The following is a 15,866-nucleotide window of genomic DNA, read 5'->3' as shown; positions in this document are numbered from 1 at the left end:
GTCCTGGGGGGACCCCCAGCGGGACGAATGCCCACAAATGGGGGTCGTCAGGCCCGCAGCGTCGCCGCATGCCGCGCCAGGGACTCCACCCGCGCCCAGTCCCGCCCCGCCACCGCGTCCCCCGGCAGCATCCACGTGCCCCCCACGCACCCCACATTCGGCAGCGCCAGATACGCCGGCGCCGAGGCGAGCGAGATTCCGCCGGTCGGGCAGAAGCGGGCCTGTGGCAGCGGCCCGGCCAGCGAGCGCAGATACGGCGTGCCGCCCGCCGCCTCCGCCGGGAAGAACTTCATCTCGCGGACCCCGCGCTCCAGCAGCGCGACGACCTCCGACGCGGTCGACACCCCCGGCAGGAACGGCACGCCGGACACCTTCATCGCCTCCAGCAGGCCCTCCGTCCACCCGGGGCTGACCAGAAAACGCGCCCCGGCGTCGACCGCCTCCGCCACGCCCACGGGCGAAATGACCGTTCCCGCGCCCACCACCGCGCCCGGCACCTCGTCCGCGATCGCGCGGATCGCGTCGAGCGCGGCCGGGGTGCGCAGGGTCACCTCGATCGCGGGCAGGCCGCCCGCGACGAGGGCGCACGCGAGTGGTACGGCATCGGCGGCGTCGTCGATGACGACGACAGGGACGACGGGGGCGAGGCCGAGCACGGAGGTCATGCGCTCATCGTGCCCAGCCCCTTCACCTCACGCAACGACCGTTGCGGAGGATGCAATGGGATGTTCGGGTCAGTGGATCTCCGTCACCAGGACGTCCAGCGACCACGCCTTGCCGGCCTTCTCCGGCGCCTCCGCCTCCACCTCGTAGCCGAGCTCCCGCAGCACCTCCACCAGCTCCGCGGGACCGGCCGGAGCCGTCCCCGCCTCCAGCAGGCTGCGGACGATCCGCCCCTTCGTCGCCTTGTTGAAGTGGCTGACGACCTTCCGGGTCGGCGCGTGCAGCACCCGCACCGTCGCCGTACGGCCCGCGACCTCGCCCTTCGGCCTCCACGCCGCCGCGTACGCCGACGACCGCAGGTCGAGCACCAGCCCGTCCCCGGCCGCCTCGGGCAGCACGGACGCCATGGGCGTACGCCAGTACGCGCCCAGCGCCCCGAGCCCCGGCAGCTTCACCCCCATCGAGCAGCGGTACGACGGAATCCGGTCGTCCACCCGGACCGCGCCCCACAGCCCGGAGAACACCAGCAGCCACTGCCGGGCCCGTTCCCGGGCCGCCTCGTCCAGTGAGGCGAGCCCCAGCGCGTCGTACAGCACACCGGTGTAGACCTCCCCGGCCGGGCGGGCGCCCGCCGTCGGCAGCGCGGCGTTCTTCGCGACCTCGCCCCGCAGCCCCTCGCTCAGGCCCAGCACCTCACGGGCCTTCTCCTCGTCGCCCCGGCACAGCTCGACGAGCTCGTCGAACACCGCGGCCCGCGCTGCGGAGAGCCCCGGCAGCGACAGCGACTCCGGCTTGAGCGGCGCCCCGGGGCCGGAAGCGGCCTTGCCCTCCGACGGCGGCAACAGCACGAGCACGGTGGTTCTCCTCTACGTACGCATGGGAAAGGGGGTGCGGCCCCCGCGCCAGGGTAGTCGGGTCGCCGCCACGACCGAGCCGCCATACGCTCGGTCCATGCCCCGCCGTCAGATGCGTGTGATCTGCTCAGCCGAGGCCCCGCTGCGCGCCGCCCTGCGCGAGCTGCGCACCACGCTCCACGTGCCGCAGGACTTTCCGGACGCGGTCCTCGCGGAGGCGGAGCAAGCGGCGCGGGAGCCCCGCCTGCCGGACCGGGACGCGACGGACATCCCGTTCTTCACCATCGACCCGCCCACGTCCACCGACCTGGACCAGGCGATGCACCTGGAGCGGCGGGCGGGTGGCGGCTACCGCGTCCACTACGCCATCGCCGATGTCGCCGCCTTCGTACGGCCCGGCGGGCGCGTCGACACCGAGGCGCACCGCCGCGCGCTGACCCTCTACTTCCCGGACGAGAAGGTGCCGCTGCATCCCACGGTGCTCTCCGAGGGCGTGGCCAGCCTCCTGCCCGGCCGGACCGCCCCCGCGCTGCTGTGGACGATCGACCTGGACGCGGACGGGGCGACGGTCCGGTCCGACGTCCGCCGCGCCCTCGTCCGCAGCCGCGCCAAGCTGGACTACGCGGGCGTACAGCGGCAGATCGACGCGGGCACCGCCGAGGAGCCCCTCGCGCTGCTCAAGGACATCGGGCTGCTGCGCGAGCGGCTGGAGGTCGAGCGGGGCGGGATCTCCCTCGACGTGCCCGAGCAGGAGATCGTGCAGCGCGACGGTTCGTACAGCCTCCAGTACCGCGTGCCGCTGCCCGCGGACGGCTGGAACGCCCAGGTCTCGCTGCTGACGGGCATGGTGGCGGCCGACCTCATGACCTCTGCGGGCACCGGCGTCCTGCGCACCCTGCCGACCGCCCCCGACGGCGCCGTCGCCAGGCTGCGCCGCACGGCGAAGGCACTGCGCATCGACTGGCCGCACCACGTCTCGTACGCGGAGGTCGTCCGCTCGCTGGACCCGTCGAACCACCGCCACGCCGCCTTCCTCCAGGAATGCACGACGCTGCTGCGCGGCGCCGGGTACACCGCGTTCACCGGCGGTCACATCCCCGAGCCCGCGATCCACGCCGCCGTCGCGGCCGCGTACACGCACTGCACGGCCCCGCTGCGCCGGCTCGTCGACCGTTACACGGGCGAGCTGTGCCTGGCGGCCGTCGCCGGGCAGGAGCCGCCGGAGTGGGTGCGGGAGGCGCTGGACGTCCTGCCGAAGGAGATGGCCGAGGGGGCGCGGCGCGCCAACACGGTCGAGCGGGAGTCCGTCGACATCGTCGAGGCGGCGCTGCTGAGCGGGCGGGTCGGTGACGTGTTCGACGCGTTCGTGGTGGACGTACGGGAGGAGGAGCCGGACATCGGCACGGTCCAGCTGCTCGACCCGGCGGTGGTGGCCCGGGTCGAGGGCGGCGGGGCGGAACTGCCGCTGGGGGAGGAGCTGCGGGTGCGGCTCATCCAGTCGGCTCCGGGGTCGGCGAAGGTGCGCTTCGCGCCCGCGTGAGGGCGCCCAGGAGAGCCCGCGCATCGTCCGCGTGGCACCGTACGGTACGGACCTGACGCTCCCGGCCCAGCAGTCCCACGACGGTGACGGGCTCGGACAGCTCCAGGGTGATCGACGTCTGCGAGCCCACCGCCAGGTTCATGACGCCCTCCTCGTTCTTGGTGTGCGTGAAGAGCAGCTCGTAGGAGACGGAGGCGATCCGGTCGAGCGGGATGCGCAGATCTACGTGCGCGGCCTGGCGCAGCCGCAGGGTGTCCGCGGAGAGGAGGTGGGGGCGGGTGACGGAGGCCGCGTGCAGGCCGAGGACGAAGAGGACGGTGTACACGTCGAGGACCAGGACGATCGCGTGCACGAAGGGCCAGTCGCCGAGCAGGTACGACATCCCGATCGTCTCGACCAGGCAGACGAAGGCGAAGCCGTAGAAGAGGGCGGCCTGGTCGCGGGCGTGGCCGAAGGACCGGTCGCCCGGACCGACGCCGTCGCGCCGCCGGGCCGTCCACAGGACGAGGCTCCACAGCAGCCGCACCTCGTGCCCGATGAGCCGGAGCACCGGCTCGGGCACCAGCTCGCGGACGGCTTCGCGGTTCGTGAGGCCCTGTCGGCGCAGGCGCAGGAACACGGCGGCCTCGGCCAGCAGGAGCACGAGCATGGCGGCCTCGGCGGCGACGAGGACGGGCACGGGCAGCCGTATGCCCGCCACCAGACAGACCGCGAGCACGAGTTCGGCGGGCAGCACGGCGTACGCCACCCCGCGCAGCAGCCGCCTCACCGCACACGCTCCACGACGAGGCGCAGCGCACGGCGTACGACCTCGGCCTGGGCGGGGGCGAACTCGGCGTAGAAGGCGTCCACGAACGCGCCTTCCGGCATGGTCTCGGCGCCCTTCAGCTGCGCCGCCACCTCGTCGGGCAGCAGCCCGGCCAGAGTCCGTGCGGCCTCGTCCACCCGGGGGTCGGCGGGCTCCGCGTCGGCGAGCGCGTCGAGCATCGCGTACACCTCGTGCGCACGCTCCACGGCGCCGGGCGCCTCGGTCACCGTCCGCAGCCCGGCCATGAACCTCTCCCGTTCCTCGGCGGGCATGACGGTGTCGAACAGGGCGAGCATCTCGCGGTCCTTGGCCGCCATCGCGGACTCGGGCACCTCGGGGACGTTCGCGAGCAGCGCCGCCAGCTGCGGCGACACGGGCCCCTCGGCGGGCAGCCGCCCGCCCCGCGCCTGGTCGAGCAGCACGGACAGCCGCCGGCGCCGCTCGTCCAGCTCCGCCCGCTGCCGGGCGAGATCCTCGTCCAGCTCCTCCAGCACCTCGACGAGCTCCCGCCCGGCGTCATCGGCGAGCACGTCGCGCACCTCGTCCAGCCCGAGGCCGAGCTCGGTGAGCCGCCTGACGCGTGCGAGCAGGACGACGTCACGGAGCGAGTAGTCCCGGTAGCCGTTGGCCCGGCGCTCGGGCTCGGGCAGCAGCCCGAGGTGGTGGTAGTGCCTGATGGCCCGTGTGGTCACCCCGACCAGCGAGGCGATCTCTCCGATCTGCATGGCCTCAGTAGAAACCCTGACGCTGCGGCAAGGTCAAGCGTGACCGCGCTCCGGCGGGAATGCCTCCCGCGTCCGTGATCGTGTGCCACGATCGGGGGAAGTACTCCCCATCTCAAGGACGGTCGGTGCAGCGATGTCCCAGCCTGGCGAGCGACCGAGGAAGGAGCGCGACATGACTGCCATGCCGCATGAACCGCTCACGCAGGCGGATGTCCTGCTGGAGGGCTTCCTGGCGCTGAACACGCCGGAGGGCTTCCGTGCGGAGCTGATCGAGGGGGAGATCGTTGTGACACCGCCGCCGGACGGGGACCACGAGGACTACATCAACCTGATCGTGAAGCAGGTGATCAGGCGCTCGCGCACCGACATGGACTTCTCCGGGAACAAGGGCCTCAAACTACAGAGCGCCCCCGACTGCTCGAAGGACCACGTCATCCCCGACGGTACCTTCGCGCCCACGGAGCTGCGTCTGTACCGCGGTGCCGACCCATGGATGCCGGGCGACGGAGTGGCCATGGTCATGGAGGTGACCTCCACGAGGCCGACCGTCGACCGTGAGACCAAGCGCCGCTGCTATGCGCGCGGGGGCATCCCCCTCTATCTGCTCATCGACCGGGACGCTTCCTCGCTCACGCTGTTCAGTGAGCCGGAGGACAGCGACTACCTGCAGCGGCGCACGATCCACTTCGGCAAGATCCTGCCGCTTCCCGAGCCGTTCGCGTTCGACCTGGACACCGGCGACTTCGTCTGAGGGGCGGCGGGCTTTGGCCCCCCGCCCTCCGGGTAGCATGGTCGTCACGGCAGACGAGCCGGGCGGACGGCCGCGACGGGGTTTCGACCCCGCCGAGGAACGTCCGGGCTCCACAGGGCAGGGTGGTGGCTAACGGCCACCCGGGGTGACCCGCGGGACAGTGCCACAGAAAACAGACCGCCGGGGACCTCGGTCCTCGGTAAGGGTGAAACGGTGGTGTAAGAGACCACCAGCGCCTGAGGTGACTTAGGCGGCTAGGTAAACCCCACCCGGAGCAAGGTCAAGAGGGGCCGCCGCGAGGCGGCCCTGCGCGGACGTTCGAGGGCTGCCCGCCCGAGTCCGCGGGTAGACCGCACGAGGCCGGTGGCAACACCGGTCCTAGATGGATGGCCGTCTCCCCGACGACCGCGAGGTCCCGGGGAACAGAACCCGGCGTACAGCCCGACTCGTCTGCCCCCACCTGCGGCTTTGCCTCGGGAAGGGCCTTTGACCTGCATCGGAGGCCCTTTCCGGTCTTTCGGGGGCTTGCCGCGTTAGGCGGCGGAAAGTCCCTCGGAAGTCCCTCGGACAGCACTGAAAGTCCCTGAAAAATCCCTGGCGCGGAGGCGCGGGCGAAGCCTCTGAGCTGGTTCGGATCGCTGGGGCATGACGCTGTTGCTCAACCCTCGCGGCTTTGAAACTGCCGCGAGGTGGAACGTGGTCTGCGGTGGACAGGGAAGGGGCCCGGTCGTCATGCGCCGAGATCGATACCGGAGCCGGGGACTTCACCCTCGACGTTCAGGAGGAGAGCGTCCAGCCTCTGACGCTCCTCGGCAGGGTGACCGCTGCGCACAGTACGGGGGAGCCCGCTGTCGTGGAGAGTCGCCCAGAGGGCTAATTCTCCTGCAGCAGCGCCGAGCAACGATCAACGCGCACTTACAGTAGGAACATCCGCCGTGCTCGCTGGCCCGTTGCGTTGCAGGCGGAAGGGGGGGGAAGAGCGAGGATGTCGAAGCGCACCCGACGCGCAGCCGTGCTTGCTGCTGAACAGCGTGCGGTCGACCACGCGTATTCCTGCCTGGAACGGGCCCGGCAGGAAGTGTCGGAGCTGAGCGGCCTCGATGTCGCGGCCAGCGGCAAGGACTCCATCGACGCCCGGCGGACCTGGGAGCGGGAGCTGGCGTCGCTCGACATCGGAGGCAAGTCCCTCGTCTTCATGAGGGCCGATGTCGACGAGGGCGAGGGCCGTGAGACGTTCTACGTTGGGCGGCGCGTGGTGCGCGATGAGCAGCGGAATCCCGTCGTGGTCTCCTGGAGTTCGCAGGCCGCGGTGAACTGGAGGCTGACCAGCGAACGGGATCCGGGACAGGTGCGGCTGTTGCGCCAGATCATCTGCGATCAGCAGGTGGTCAAGCGCTATCTCGATCTCCACGGATCGGAAGCGGGACCACCGGCGGTACCGGAGATACCGGTGGCACCGCTCGCCACTGACGCGTCGGCCACAGCGACCGAGGAACCAGCGTGGCGTGATCCGCTCCTTGACGAGATGGACCGTGCGCGTGACGGCTCGATGCACGACATCGTCGAGACGATCCAGCGGGAACAGCTCCGGCTCGTGGCGGAGGAGCCTGCGGGCGTGCTCGTGATCCAGGGCGGTCCGGGCACGGGCAAGACGGCGGTCGGCCTGCACCGCGTGACCTGGCTGCTGGACAATAAGCACCGGACCGCCAAGGAAATCCTCGTCATCGGCCCCAATCGGGGATTCCTCGACTACGTGGGCGTCACCCTGTCCGAACTCGGTAGCGACGACGTGTCGATGCTCGAACTTCCCGCGCTCTGGACGGCGGCAGCGTCGCCCCGAGATCCCCGTCCAACCGCCGCGGTGAAGGCCGATCCGAGGATGGCCGCGGTGCTGCGCAGGGCCGTCGACTGCGAGACGACGAGCTCGGTGGAACGGCTGACCGCGCTCGTGGGCGGGCCGGTCTTCACCTTCGAGGTGAACCGCCGCGAAGTCGTTGTCCCTGTGGAGGAGATAGCGGAGATCGCTGCTGCGGCGCTGGCCGGCGACAGTCCGTACCAGGTGCGTCGGGAGCGCTGCACACAGCGGATCACGCAGCACCTGACCGATGTCTACGTCGGGCTGCTGCCAGGCCCTGCCGACATCGACTACCTGGCCGAGACGGCCAGGGCCCGCCCCGTCGTACGCCTCCTCAAGCGGATCTGCCCCAGCCTTGCGGCCCAGGACATTCTGCGGGGCCTGTTCTCCGGCGGGGCCACCCTCAGCCGGGCCGCCGAGGGCATTCTGTCGGCCGCCGAACAGGACCTGCTCACAGCACCCCGCCAGGGAGCCGGTCCGGGGAGCCGTACGGCGCGCTCGCGGACGGAACTGAGCCGCGAAGACCTGGTCCTTCTCGATGAGCTGGAGTACGCACTGGGCGGACGCCCCCAGAAGGTTTACGGGCACCTGGTCATCGACGAAGCGCAGGACGTCACGCCGATGGAGGCCAGGGCCCTGGCACGGCGCTGCCCCAGCGGTTCGATGACGGTGCTCGGCGACCTCGCGCAGTCGACCGGGCCCTACCTCCACCAGGACTGGGACGGGCTCGGGGTGGTGCTCGCCGGCCAGGGCGGATGGCGGGTCACCCAACTGCTCACGGGGTTCCGCGTACCAGGAGAGGTCATGGCCTTCGTGGCCCGGCTGGGCGAGCACTGCGCGCCCGGCGTGACAGTGCCCGACTCGGTGCGCGACACGGGCGCGGGCGTCACCGTGATCCAGGGGGCGGAGGTAGGCACTCTGGCCGCCGAGGCCGTGGCACGGCTACGGGCGAGCGCACCTGCCGGAGCGGATGAACGCTCGATCGGCGTGATCGTGCCGCCGGGCGGCGAGTGGGCTAGCGGTATCGCGCGCGCGCTCGGTTCGGAGAGTCTCGGGAACCTTGCCGTCCTCACCCCGGCTGAGGCGAAGGGTCTCGAGTTCGACCACGTCGTCGTGGTGGAGCCTGCCGAGATCGTCACAGACGAGGCTGTCGGCCTGAGGCATTTGTATGTCGCGCTGACGCGGTGTACCCAGTCGCTGACCGTCGTCCACACCCTGCCCCTGCCCCCGCAGATCGGAGGCCCGGACCGCGTTCCCGCCCCCACTGCCGCATCCGCTCCTTCGCCGTCCCCTCGTGAGGCGGAGGGCTCGGTCGCGGATCCTGCGGCGAGCCTGTGCAGCAGGTACTTCGCTGACGGGACTCCGTGCACCCATTCCACTCACCACCCAGACAAGTGGTGCAGGACGGCCCCCTGCGGGGGCTTCCGCACGGCTGAACCGGTGGTCGTGGCCCAGCCCCGGCGGCTTGCTGCAATCGTCGGTGTGCAGGACCAGGGCCGTCTCAACCTCGATGCGCGGCAGCGTGCCGCCGTGCGGGTCAGCTCGGGGGCGTGCGGGGCCTTTGTCGTACGGCACCGGGGCGGCCTACGCGAAGCGGCGGTGGAATTGCACACCATGCTGGCCTCGTTCGTCGAGCGGGCCCGGCACCTGCGCGCAGCAGACGGCACCTGGGTGCTAGACCTCGCGGGATTCCGCATCGTGCTCAGTCCCGAGGCCGACACGATCACGGGCTACGACGCGGTGCACGCGGAGCGGAGCTTCGCGCAGTTCGAGGAGGGCGTCGCGTCCCGGGTGGGTAAGGACGCCCGGGCCGCGCGGAGATCGGCGCTGACCGCGCCGGTGAGGGAGAGCGGACCACTGCTCGGTGCCGAGGAACCGGTCCGCCTACTCGACGCAGAAGCGGTGCACGCCACCGCCTCGGCCTGCGCCGGATACGAGCGGGTGGGGCAGATTCGCGGCATGGCCGATGAAACCTTCGTACGTGCGATGCGTGGAGCGCTCGCCGATGATCTGCGGACTGCGGATATCGAGTTGTTCGAGACCCGTGTCATCGTCAAAGGCAGCCACTTCCAGTGGCGGCTCTCGCCCGACGGCCGCTCCCTGCTGACCGTGCGCGAACCCGGTACGGACTACCGCAGACCGCCGGCCGTCACCGACTCCCTTCCCGAGCCCCGAAGGACGACCATGTCCCCCACCGACCCGGCACCCCTGCTCGTCGAAGAGGAGCAGGCGAAGGAAGACCAGCCGGCCGCAGCGAGCAGCGGCCTGGAACACCTGGTGGCCGCCCGCACGGTGGCGGCGCGGTCGGACCGGTCCCACGAAGCGCTCCGGCACCGCCTGCTCGCCGACCTCTACGACAGTGCGTCGGAGGTCGGGGAGAGCGCCTTCGTGGACGCCTGGTGCACGCGGGCTGACGGCACTGTGCTCTTCGACGTACTGGGCAGCGAGGACAGCACGTACCCGTCCATCAGGGAGTCAGTGCTCCACCTCATGGAGGTGTCCCACCTGCGTACGGAAGGCCAGGCGGAGTTCCTCGTCGTCGTGTTGGGCGGCGAACCGGCGGAGCCATGGGTGGTTGACGCGGTCGACGGCGCTTTCAGCGTGCTCCTCACCTGGCGAGCCGACGGGACCTGGGCTGGGCCGGGCGCGCGGCACATCGCGCCCTAGCGAGGGTGCCTGCCGCCACCAGAGAAGACCTGTCAAAATACGACGCAGGTTTCGAACGCGGGAGACGAGCGGGGCGCATGGGGAACGAGGACGCTTCGGCCGATCGGATCGGTGGATTCGGAGCGGGGGCACCGCCGTTTACGGAGTCGATGACACGCGCTGAGATGGTCGAGGCGTGGCGGGCGCGGCGGTCCGCCCGACGTTCCGCCGCGATCACCAGTTCCGGAGGCGTGGTCGACGGATTCGCGTTGCGCAAGTGGCGCAGGGCCGGGGTCTTCGGTGCGGAGGCGGTGGCGCGTGTCGAGGATGTGCTGCGCGGGCTGCTGGAGTCCACGAACGCCGAGGACGAAACCCTGCGGTGGGGCGCCGACACCATTCGTGCCTGTCTGGACGGACAGCCGATACCCCAACTTGTCCACGCCGTTAAGGCCCTGCTCGAAGCCGTCGAACCGGGCCGGGCCGTCGAGCAGACCGCCGCCGTGCTCTCCGCCGTCTACGAAGTCGGCCTGCCCTGGCTCTCCCCGGCTGGTGAGCGCCGACTCGCGGTGATCATGGGAGCGGTCCCGGCGGCTGACCTCGGCACGGACAACATCCCCCGCGGTGCCGAGGCGGATCCCACCGGGGCTTTCGCGCTTCAGCAGGCTCTCGCCCGGAGGAACCTGAAAGAGCTGTCCACGCACCATCTGGGGGCCATCGTCCCCTGGGCGCCCCTCGGCATCATCGACGACCTGATCGAGGCAGGCGTATTGGACCGCGGCCATCAGCCGTGGGCCCTGCGGGCGGACGCCGGCGAACAGCGTTACCTTCTCGCCAGGCTCGCACCGGAGAAGACGGATGCCGCCCTTGCTCGCTCGCTCGGCTGGGACGAGCCCGGCGAGCGGGAGGCGTTCCTGGCGGGCGACCCGGTCCAGCCGGCACCGGGCAGCCTCTACGACCTGCTCCTGCGTGTCGCGGATGGTGAGACGGACGTCCTCAAGGAACTCGAGAGGCTGCTGCCTCGCGAGCTGGTGCTTCGCCTGCGCAAGGTGCGCGATGGCGCTGTCACGGGCTCCTGGGACCCGGACATCCCCGCCGACCGCGGGCTGTGGCGGCTGATGTGCTCCCTGTGGGAGCCGAGGGTCGCGGTAAATCCGGCGCGCGGGCCGTTCTACGCCCTCGTGGCGCTGCGGCACGCCTACGACCTGATCTGCCAGGGCGAGAGGAAGAAAGCCCAGGCACAGGTAGACAAGCTCGTCGATCACGAAGGCGCGTCAGCCGAGCACGCGGCCGAGGCGTGGAACATGTTCGCCTACCTTGCTCTGCTCAATGAAGATCTCGACCTTGCCTACGTCTCCCTGGCGCGCGTCGCCCGAACCGACCGGCGGGTCGAGGAGAACCTGGCTCTGTTGGACCGTCGGCGGGGGACTAGGCGCAACGATCGGGACCAGCCCGCCAACCCGTATCTGGAGCTGGGGCTGCCACACAAGAGTGAGCAGTGGAAGCACCAGTGGCGCGAGCGCAGGCGGGCCGACCGGGACGACCTCGACCTGGCGGCGCAGGCCAACTGGGCGAAGCGCCGGATTGAGCAGGCCGAACGGACCGAGGACTGGTCCGACTTCTTCGTGCTGCCGCTGGATCCTGCGTCCCTGCGACTGCCCACGGTGCGACCGAGCTCCTTGACGCCGGGACCCGTCGCGATGCCGCGCCGGACCACGCACCGGGCCGACGCTGACCTCGCGGCGATACGCGACCGCGCGATCGCCGATCTTCTCCCCACCCTGCTGACTGCGCCCCGGCGCCCCGATCACGACCACAGGACGACTTCATGAGCAGCAAGTCCGCACGCCGCAATGGCAGCCCGAACGCGGCCGGACAGGCCAAGAAGCCCACGGGGCGGACCCGACGCAAGGAGAACCAGGAGTTCGCGGCGGACATGAAACTGCGCACCCTCAGGCCGGAGGAACTCCTTCATCCGGCGCAGCTCCTCGCCCGATTCACCGAGCGAGCTTCGGAGCTGATCGCGCAGCTTCCGCAGGACGCCCGTCCGACCCCCGCCACAGTGAACGCGGCGCTGCGTCAGGGGGTGCTGGAGGCATTCAGGACACGGGATGAGCACATTGCGCGGTTGGTCGAGACCGACGTCCTCGCGAGCACGCCCGAACAGGGAGCGAAGGCCATCCGCCGGGCGGTGCGCGCCTCCCTCATCGACATGGGAGTCCGAGTGGTCGAGGAGGCCGACGAGCAGGAGCTCTTCGTCGTCGTCGAGGGCGAAGGCGAGGGCTTCGAGCTGCTCCGGCCGGCCTACGTGGACCAGGCGACGGACAAGCTGCTGCTCGCCGGCCAACTCCGCCGCATCCCAGCCCCGAGGACCCTGACGGAGCGGGACGGGACCCGTGCGGCGGACGTGCGGGGAGACGATGCCAAGTGACCTCGACAGGAATCGACTTCGGTACGACCAATTCTGTCGTGGCCCAGTGGCAGGGCGATGACGCCGAGGTACTGCCACTCGACGCCCACCATATCGATGCCGACTGGCGGCGGCCCGGGTTTGAGCAGCTCTTCCCCTCGGTCGTGGGTGTTAGTTCGCTTCGGCGCGGCCCTTTGTTCGGCTGGGAGGCCAAGCTCCGCTCCGAGGAGGCGGCCGAAGCCTGTAAGCGTCTCCTCAAGAGCGACGAGTACGTGACCATCCAGGGCAGGCGCTTCGCGGCGACCACCGTCGCGGCGGGTGTATTCACCGCCATGCGCGATGGCGCCCAGCACAACCTCACCGACATCGATCGCGCCGTCATTACTGTGCCCGCCAACGCGACGGGCGCCGCCCGGTATCGGACCAGGGCAGCGGCGCGGTTCGCCGGCATCGAGGTCCAGGCTCTGCTCAACGAGCCGACAGCGGCTGCCATCTCGTACGTCCACGACTTCCGCGAGGACTCCCAGATCCTGGTCTTCGACTGGGGCGGCGGCACCATCGATGTGACCGTGCTCGACTACTCGGACGGGTTCTTCGAGGAGCGCGCGTCACGCGGAGTGACAGAGCTTGGCGGCCTGGAGATCGACCGGCGGCTGCGTGAACTCGTGCTCGAGCGAGCGCCTGCGCGCAGGGCCTGGACTCCGGCACAGGAGCGCCAGTTCCGGCTGGACGTGGAGCGGAACAAGATCCTGCTTTCCTCCCAGCCGTCCGTCACGGTGGTCACCCCCGACGGTGTTGGCGTCGAGATCCACCAGGGCGAACTGGAGGAGGCGATCGGCGACCTCGTCGACCGCGCCCTCGGGCCTGTGGAGCAGTGCTTGAAGGACCTGCACATGGCCCCGCTCGACGTGGACGAGATCCTCATGATCGGCGGAACGAGCCAGATCCCCAGCGTGCGGGCCGCAGTCGCCGAGGCACTCCAGACGGAGCCCGTGCCCACCGAACTGTGCGATCCGATGACAGCGGTCGCGCGCGGCGCGTCGATCGCGGCGGCTGTGCTCGCTGGTGAGACCGAAGGAGTCATCCAGGTCGCCACCAGCCATGCCCTCGGCACGATGGTCAAAGACTCCTCGGGACGCAAGCGGTTCAGCCAGATCATCCCCAGGAACTCGCCGCTGCCCTGGAAGGAGCGCAAGAGCTACACGCCGCAGAAGGACCACGCGCGCAAGCTGTCCGTGGAGATCTGGGAGGGCGACCCGGACAAGGAGCTCGCCCACAGCGACAACGTGCAGCTCACCGAACTCACCCTCGCGTACCCCACGCCGCGGGTCCGCGACGAGTCCCGCTTCGACCTGGAGTACACGTACGACGCCAACGGCCTGCTCCACGTCAAGGCCACCCTGGAGTACACCGGCGAGGTCGTGGTCGACCAAGAGGTCGAGAGCTTCGGTTCGGGTGGCCCCACGCCCGAGGTACGAGAGGAGCTGGAGCGCCTCCTGAAGGGCAACTCGAATCCGGACCCCCTCAGGACGGCAGCCTCGGCAGCAGGCGCCCGCCCCGTTCCCGCGCCTCCGAAGGCGCGTCCGGTGCCGCTCGCCGGTGGCCCGCACACTCTGGTCGTCGACGGCTCCAACCTCGCCTGGATCGGTCATTCACCGGTCCGCCCGGGGGTCTACGAAGATGACGATCACCCGAGTTTCTCTCAGCTTCAGGCCGCTCGGACGGCGCTGGCCAAGAAGTACCCGCAGGCCGACATTCATGTCGTGGTCGACGCCAGCTTCCGGCACAAGGTCGCGGACTCGGAACGTGAGGCTGTGGAGGCCGCCCTCAGCAAGGGGGACATCATCCAGCCGCCAGCCGGCACCGAGGGCAAGGGCGATGCCCTCGTGGCAGTCATCGCGGACGAGTCCGGCGCGATGGTCGTGACGAACGACAACTTCGCAGAGCTGCAAGGCCGCTATCCGTGGCTTCGAGAGAAAGGCAGGGTTCTGGGCGCCACCTGCTCCAAAGGGGTCTGGTTCTTCACCGAACGTACCTGCGTGGCGCCGCGGGGACGGGGGTAAGGGGGAACCCGGTGTGTTGGCGGTGCCCCCAGCGATTCGGTCTCCTAACCAGAACGGTGCCTACCCACACGGGTGGGTAGGCACCGGGTCTCGGGCTCAGACTTCGATGCGGGCGACCTTACGGCCGACCTTGAGGTACAGCTCCGTGCTGTCGGGTGCCCCGACCTCGCACACGACCACGTCGAGCGTCTGCTGCACGGATGCCTCCGTGAGCTGCGTGGCCTGCTGGTCTCCGTCTGATTCGCGGATGAGGCGGAGACCTTTCCGCTGAGCCACGCGGCGCACGGCGGAGATGCTGGGCGCGACGTCCAGCATGCGGCTGATCAGCGCCCCGAGCGTGTCCTCGGCGTGGTCCTTCAGGGAGACGACGGGGAGGTTCTGGGTGTCCCCGAAGGAGCGCTTGGAGAAGCGAGCCGTGAACTCCGCGCGGGCGGCGGCAGCAGCGTCCAGGCCAGAGCTGTTCGACTGAACAACGCTGCGGAGCCGCGCGTGTCAGGACCACAGTCGGATTCCTCAGAGCCAACGTTCTGAGGTGCCCATGCTCCAGAGACACATCCGCTGGTGTGTCACCGCGCTCCTCGCTCTCGTCACCCTGGCGCACTCAGCACCCAGCCAGGCAGCCGACCCAGCCATTGAGTGCGCGACAGCCGCCCTGTACGTTCAGAACGGTCATCTCACCGAGGCGGCAGCCCTCTACACGCCCGCTGCGGGCGAGACTCCTCTCCCTTGCTCGGCCGCTGGCTTGAAAGACGTCAGCGACAAGCGAATGAAGGCCCGGGACTTCGCGGTCAAAGGCCAGAAGAAGCTCCGAGCCGGTGAACCGGAAGAAGCCAGATTCGAGTTCGGCGAAGCCCTGAAATCGGACGTGGGAAACACCGAGGCACTCGATGGGCTGGCGGAGATCGATGCTCAGGAAGTCCGCTCGGCAGAGCGGAGGTGGAACCGCTTCTACAACGACTGGATCGTCCCGGCACTTCAACTCATCGTGCCGTTCGCCATCACTTTCGTCGTCCTGCTGTCCCTGAGCGGGTTGCTCTCCCGATGGCTTGTCGGGGTCGACTCGGTGGCCTGGCCAAGAGAAGTACGCAAGCCTCTGGGAATCGTCGGGTGGGTCCTGCTGGCCGGCACGGCAGCGATGCTGCCCGTATACACCATGTTCCCCTTCGAACCTGAAGCGCTCGTGCCCAAACCATCCTTCTGGTCGTTGTTCGCCCTGCTGCTCTCCGCCCCGATCTCTGTGGCAGCGGCAGACCTGTTGTCCCGCGAGTGGAGGCGCCCCTGCAGCTGGGTCCACTGGCTCCGATTCCTGACGTGCATGGTAGGCCTTGGCATTATCGGGCTGCTCGTCACCGCACTGTTGCCTGATGGTCCGGAGCGAGAACAGCGCTGGCTCATCGCCGCATACGCGCTTCTCGCGGCCTACGCAGTGCTCCTCGCAGCAACAGTGCACGGTCAGAATCGGGTCTGCCGCACGATCGGGTGACATCTGAAGTGGCTTGCCCTGTGGGGCAGGTGGGAAGGATGTCGCTGTGCCCAAGCCCTATCCGGAAGAGT

Annotated in this window: 11 protein-coding genes and 1 other RNA gene; 8 read left to right on the top strand and 4 right to left on the bottom strand. The window is 70.0% G+C overall.

Annotated elements, in window-relative coordinates:
- Positions 1–47: 47 nt before the first annotated feature.
- Both eda and yaaA read right to left on the bottom strand, forming a co-directional pair.
- On the bottom strand, positions 48–665 hold the full coding sequence (gene eda, locus ABT342_RS33595) for a bifunctional 4-hydroxy-2-oxoglutarate aldolase/2-dehydro-3-deoxy-phosphogluconate aldolase (protein ID WP_351582177.1): 618 nt from the start codon (positions 663–665) through the stop codon (positions 48–50).
- Between the two features lie 69 nt (positions 666–734).
- Complete coding sequence (gene yaaA / locus ABT342_RS33590; protein WP_351582174.1) at positions 735–1,517, bottom strand: peroxide stress protein YaaA; 783 nt, start codon at positions 1,515–1,517, stop codon at positions 735–737.
- Between the two features lie 97 nt (positions 1,518–1,614).
- Here yaaA and ABT342_RS33585 point away from each other — a divergent pair, with 97 nt between their 5' ends.
- On the top strand, positions 1,615–3,057 hold the full coding sequence (locus ABT342_RS33585; protein ID WP_351582173.1) for an RNB domain-containing ribonuclease: 1,443 nt from the start codon (positions 1,615–1,617) through the stop codon (positions 3,055–3,057).
- Here the strand turns inward: ABT342_RS33585 and ABT342_RS33580 are convergent.
- Positions 3,008–3,826, bottom strand: coding sequence for a hypothetical protein (locus tag ABT342_RS33580; protein ID WP_351582172.1), 819 nt, complete (start codon positions 3,824–3,826; stop codon positions 3,008–3,010). The two genes, ABT342_RS33585 and ABT342_RS33580, sit on opposite strands and share 50 nt — an antisense overlap.
- The gene (locus tag ABT342_RS33575; protein WP_351582170.1) at positions 3,823–4,590 is read right to left on the bottom strand and encodes a MerR family transcriptional regulator; all 768 of its coding nucleotides are present in this window, start codon (positions 4,588–4,590) and stop codon (positions 3,823–3,825) included. The genes ABT342_RS33580 and ABT342_RS33575 overlap by 4 nt, the downstream gene beginning before the upstream one ends.
- 172 nt (positions 4,591–4,762) lie before the next feature.
- Here ABT342_RS33575 and ABT342_RS33570 point away from each other — a divergent pair, with 172 nt between their 5' ends.
- The 7 genes from ABT342_RS33570 (at position 4,763) to ABT342_RS33540 (ending at position 15,795) form a co-directional block, all read left to right on the top strand.
- Positions 4,763–5,341 (top strand): Uma2 family endonuclease, encoded by a 579-nt coding sequence (locus ABT342_RS33570; RefSeq protein WP_351582168.1) that lies wholly within the window; start codon positions 4,763–4,765, stop codon positions 5,339–5,341.
- Between the two features lie 54 nt (positions 5,342–5,395).
- Positions 5,396–5,794: RNase P RNA component class A (gene rnpB, locus ABT342_RS33565), an RNA gene on the top strand.
- 532 nt (positions 5,795–6,326) lie between these two features.
- Positions 6,327–9,863, top strand: a complete 3,537-nt coding sequence (locus ABT342_RS33560) for a HelD family protein (RefSeq protein WP_351582166.1) — start codon at positions 6,327–6,329, stop codon at positions 9,861–9,863.
- Between the two features lie 149 nt (positions 9,864–10,012).
- Entirely contained in the window at positions 10,013–11,671 is a 1,659-nt protein-coding gene (locus ABT342_RS33555) for a hypothetical protein (protein WP_351582164.1), read from the top strand.
- Positions 11,668–12,270 (top strand): hypothetical protein, encoded by a 603-nt coding sequence (locus ABT342_RS33550; RefSeq protein ID WP_351582162.1) that lies wholly within the window; start codon positions 11,668–11,670, stop codon positions 12,268–12,270. The genes ABT342_RS33555 and ABT342_RS33550 overlap by 4 nt, the downstream gene beginning before the upstream one ends.
- The gene (locus ABT342_RS33545; protein ID WP_351582160.1) at positions 12,267–14,312 is read left to right on the top strand and encodes an Hsp70 family protein; all 2,046 of its coding nucleotides are present in this window, start codon (positions 12,267–12,269) and stop codon (positions 14,310–14,312) included. Before ABT342_RS33550 ends, ABT342_RS33545 begins: the two co-directional genes overlap by 4 nt.
- A 538-nt stretch (positions 14,313–14,850) precedes the next feature.
- Complete coding sequence (locus tag ABT342_RS33540; RefSeq protein ID WP_351582158.1) at positions 14,851–15,795, top strand: hypothetical protein; 945 nt, start codon at positions 14,851–14,853, stop codon at positions 15,793–15,795.
- Positions 15,796–15,866 lie beyond the last annotated feature (71 nt).

The organism is Streptomyces sp. NPDC000410 (assembly GCF_040300305.1).
Taxonomy (GTDB): domain Bacteria; phylum Actinomycetota; class Actinomycetes; order Streptomycetales; family Streptomycetaceae; genus Streptomyces.
Note: the sequence above shows the minus strand (reverse complement) of the source record. Positions and strands in the feature narration are given on the sequence as shown.

Coding starts and splice junctions, on each gene's coding strand:
- eda (WP_351582177.1), bottom strand. CDS start 665: ATGACCTCCGTGCTCGGCCTCGCCCCCGTCGTCCCTGTCGTCGTCATC.
- ABT342_RS33585 (WP_351582173.1), top strand. CDS start 1,615: ATGCCCCGCCGTCAGATGCGTGTGATCTGCTCAGCCGAGGCCCCGCTG.
- ABT342_RS33575 (WP_351582170.1), bottom strand. CDS start 4,590: ATGCAGATCGGAGAGATCGCCTCGCTGGTCGGGGTGACCACACGGGCC.
- ABT342_RS33570 (WP_351582168.1), top strand. CDS start 4,763: ATGACTGCCATGCCGCATGAACCGCTCACGCAGGCGGATGTCCTGCTG.
- ABT342_RS33560 (WP_351582166.1), top strand. CDS start 6,327: ATGTCGAAGCGCACCCGACGCGCAGCCGTGCTTGCTGCTGAACAGCGT.
- ABT342_RS33555 (WP_351582164.1), top strand. CDS start 10,013: ATGACACGCGCTGAGATGGTCGAGGCGTGGCGGGCGCGGCGGTCCGCC.
- ABT342_RS33550 (WP_351582162.1), top strand. CDS start 11,668: ATGAGCAGCAAGTCCGCACGCCGCAATGGCAGCCCGAACGCGGCCGGA.
- ABT342_RS33540 (WP_351582158.1), top strand. CDS start 14,851: ATGCTCCAGAGACACATCCGCTGGTGTGTCACCGCGCTCCTCGCTCTC.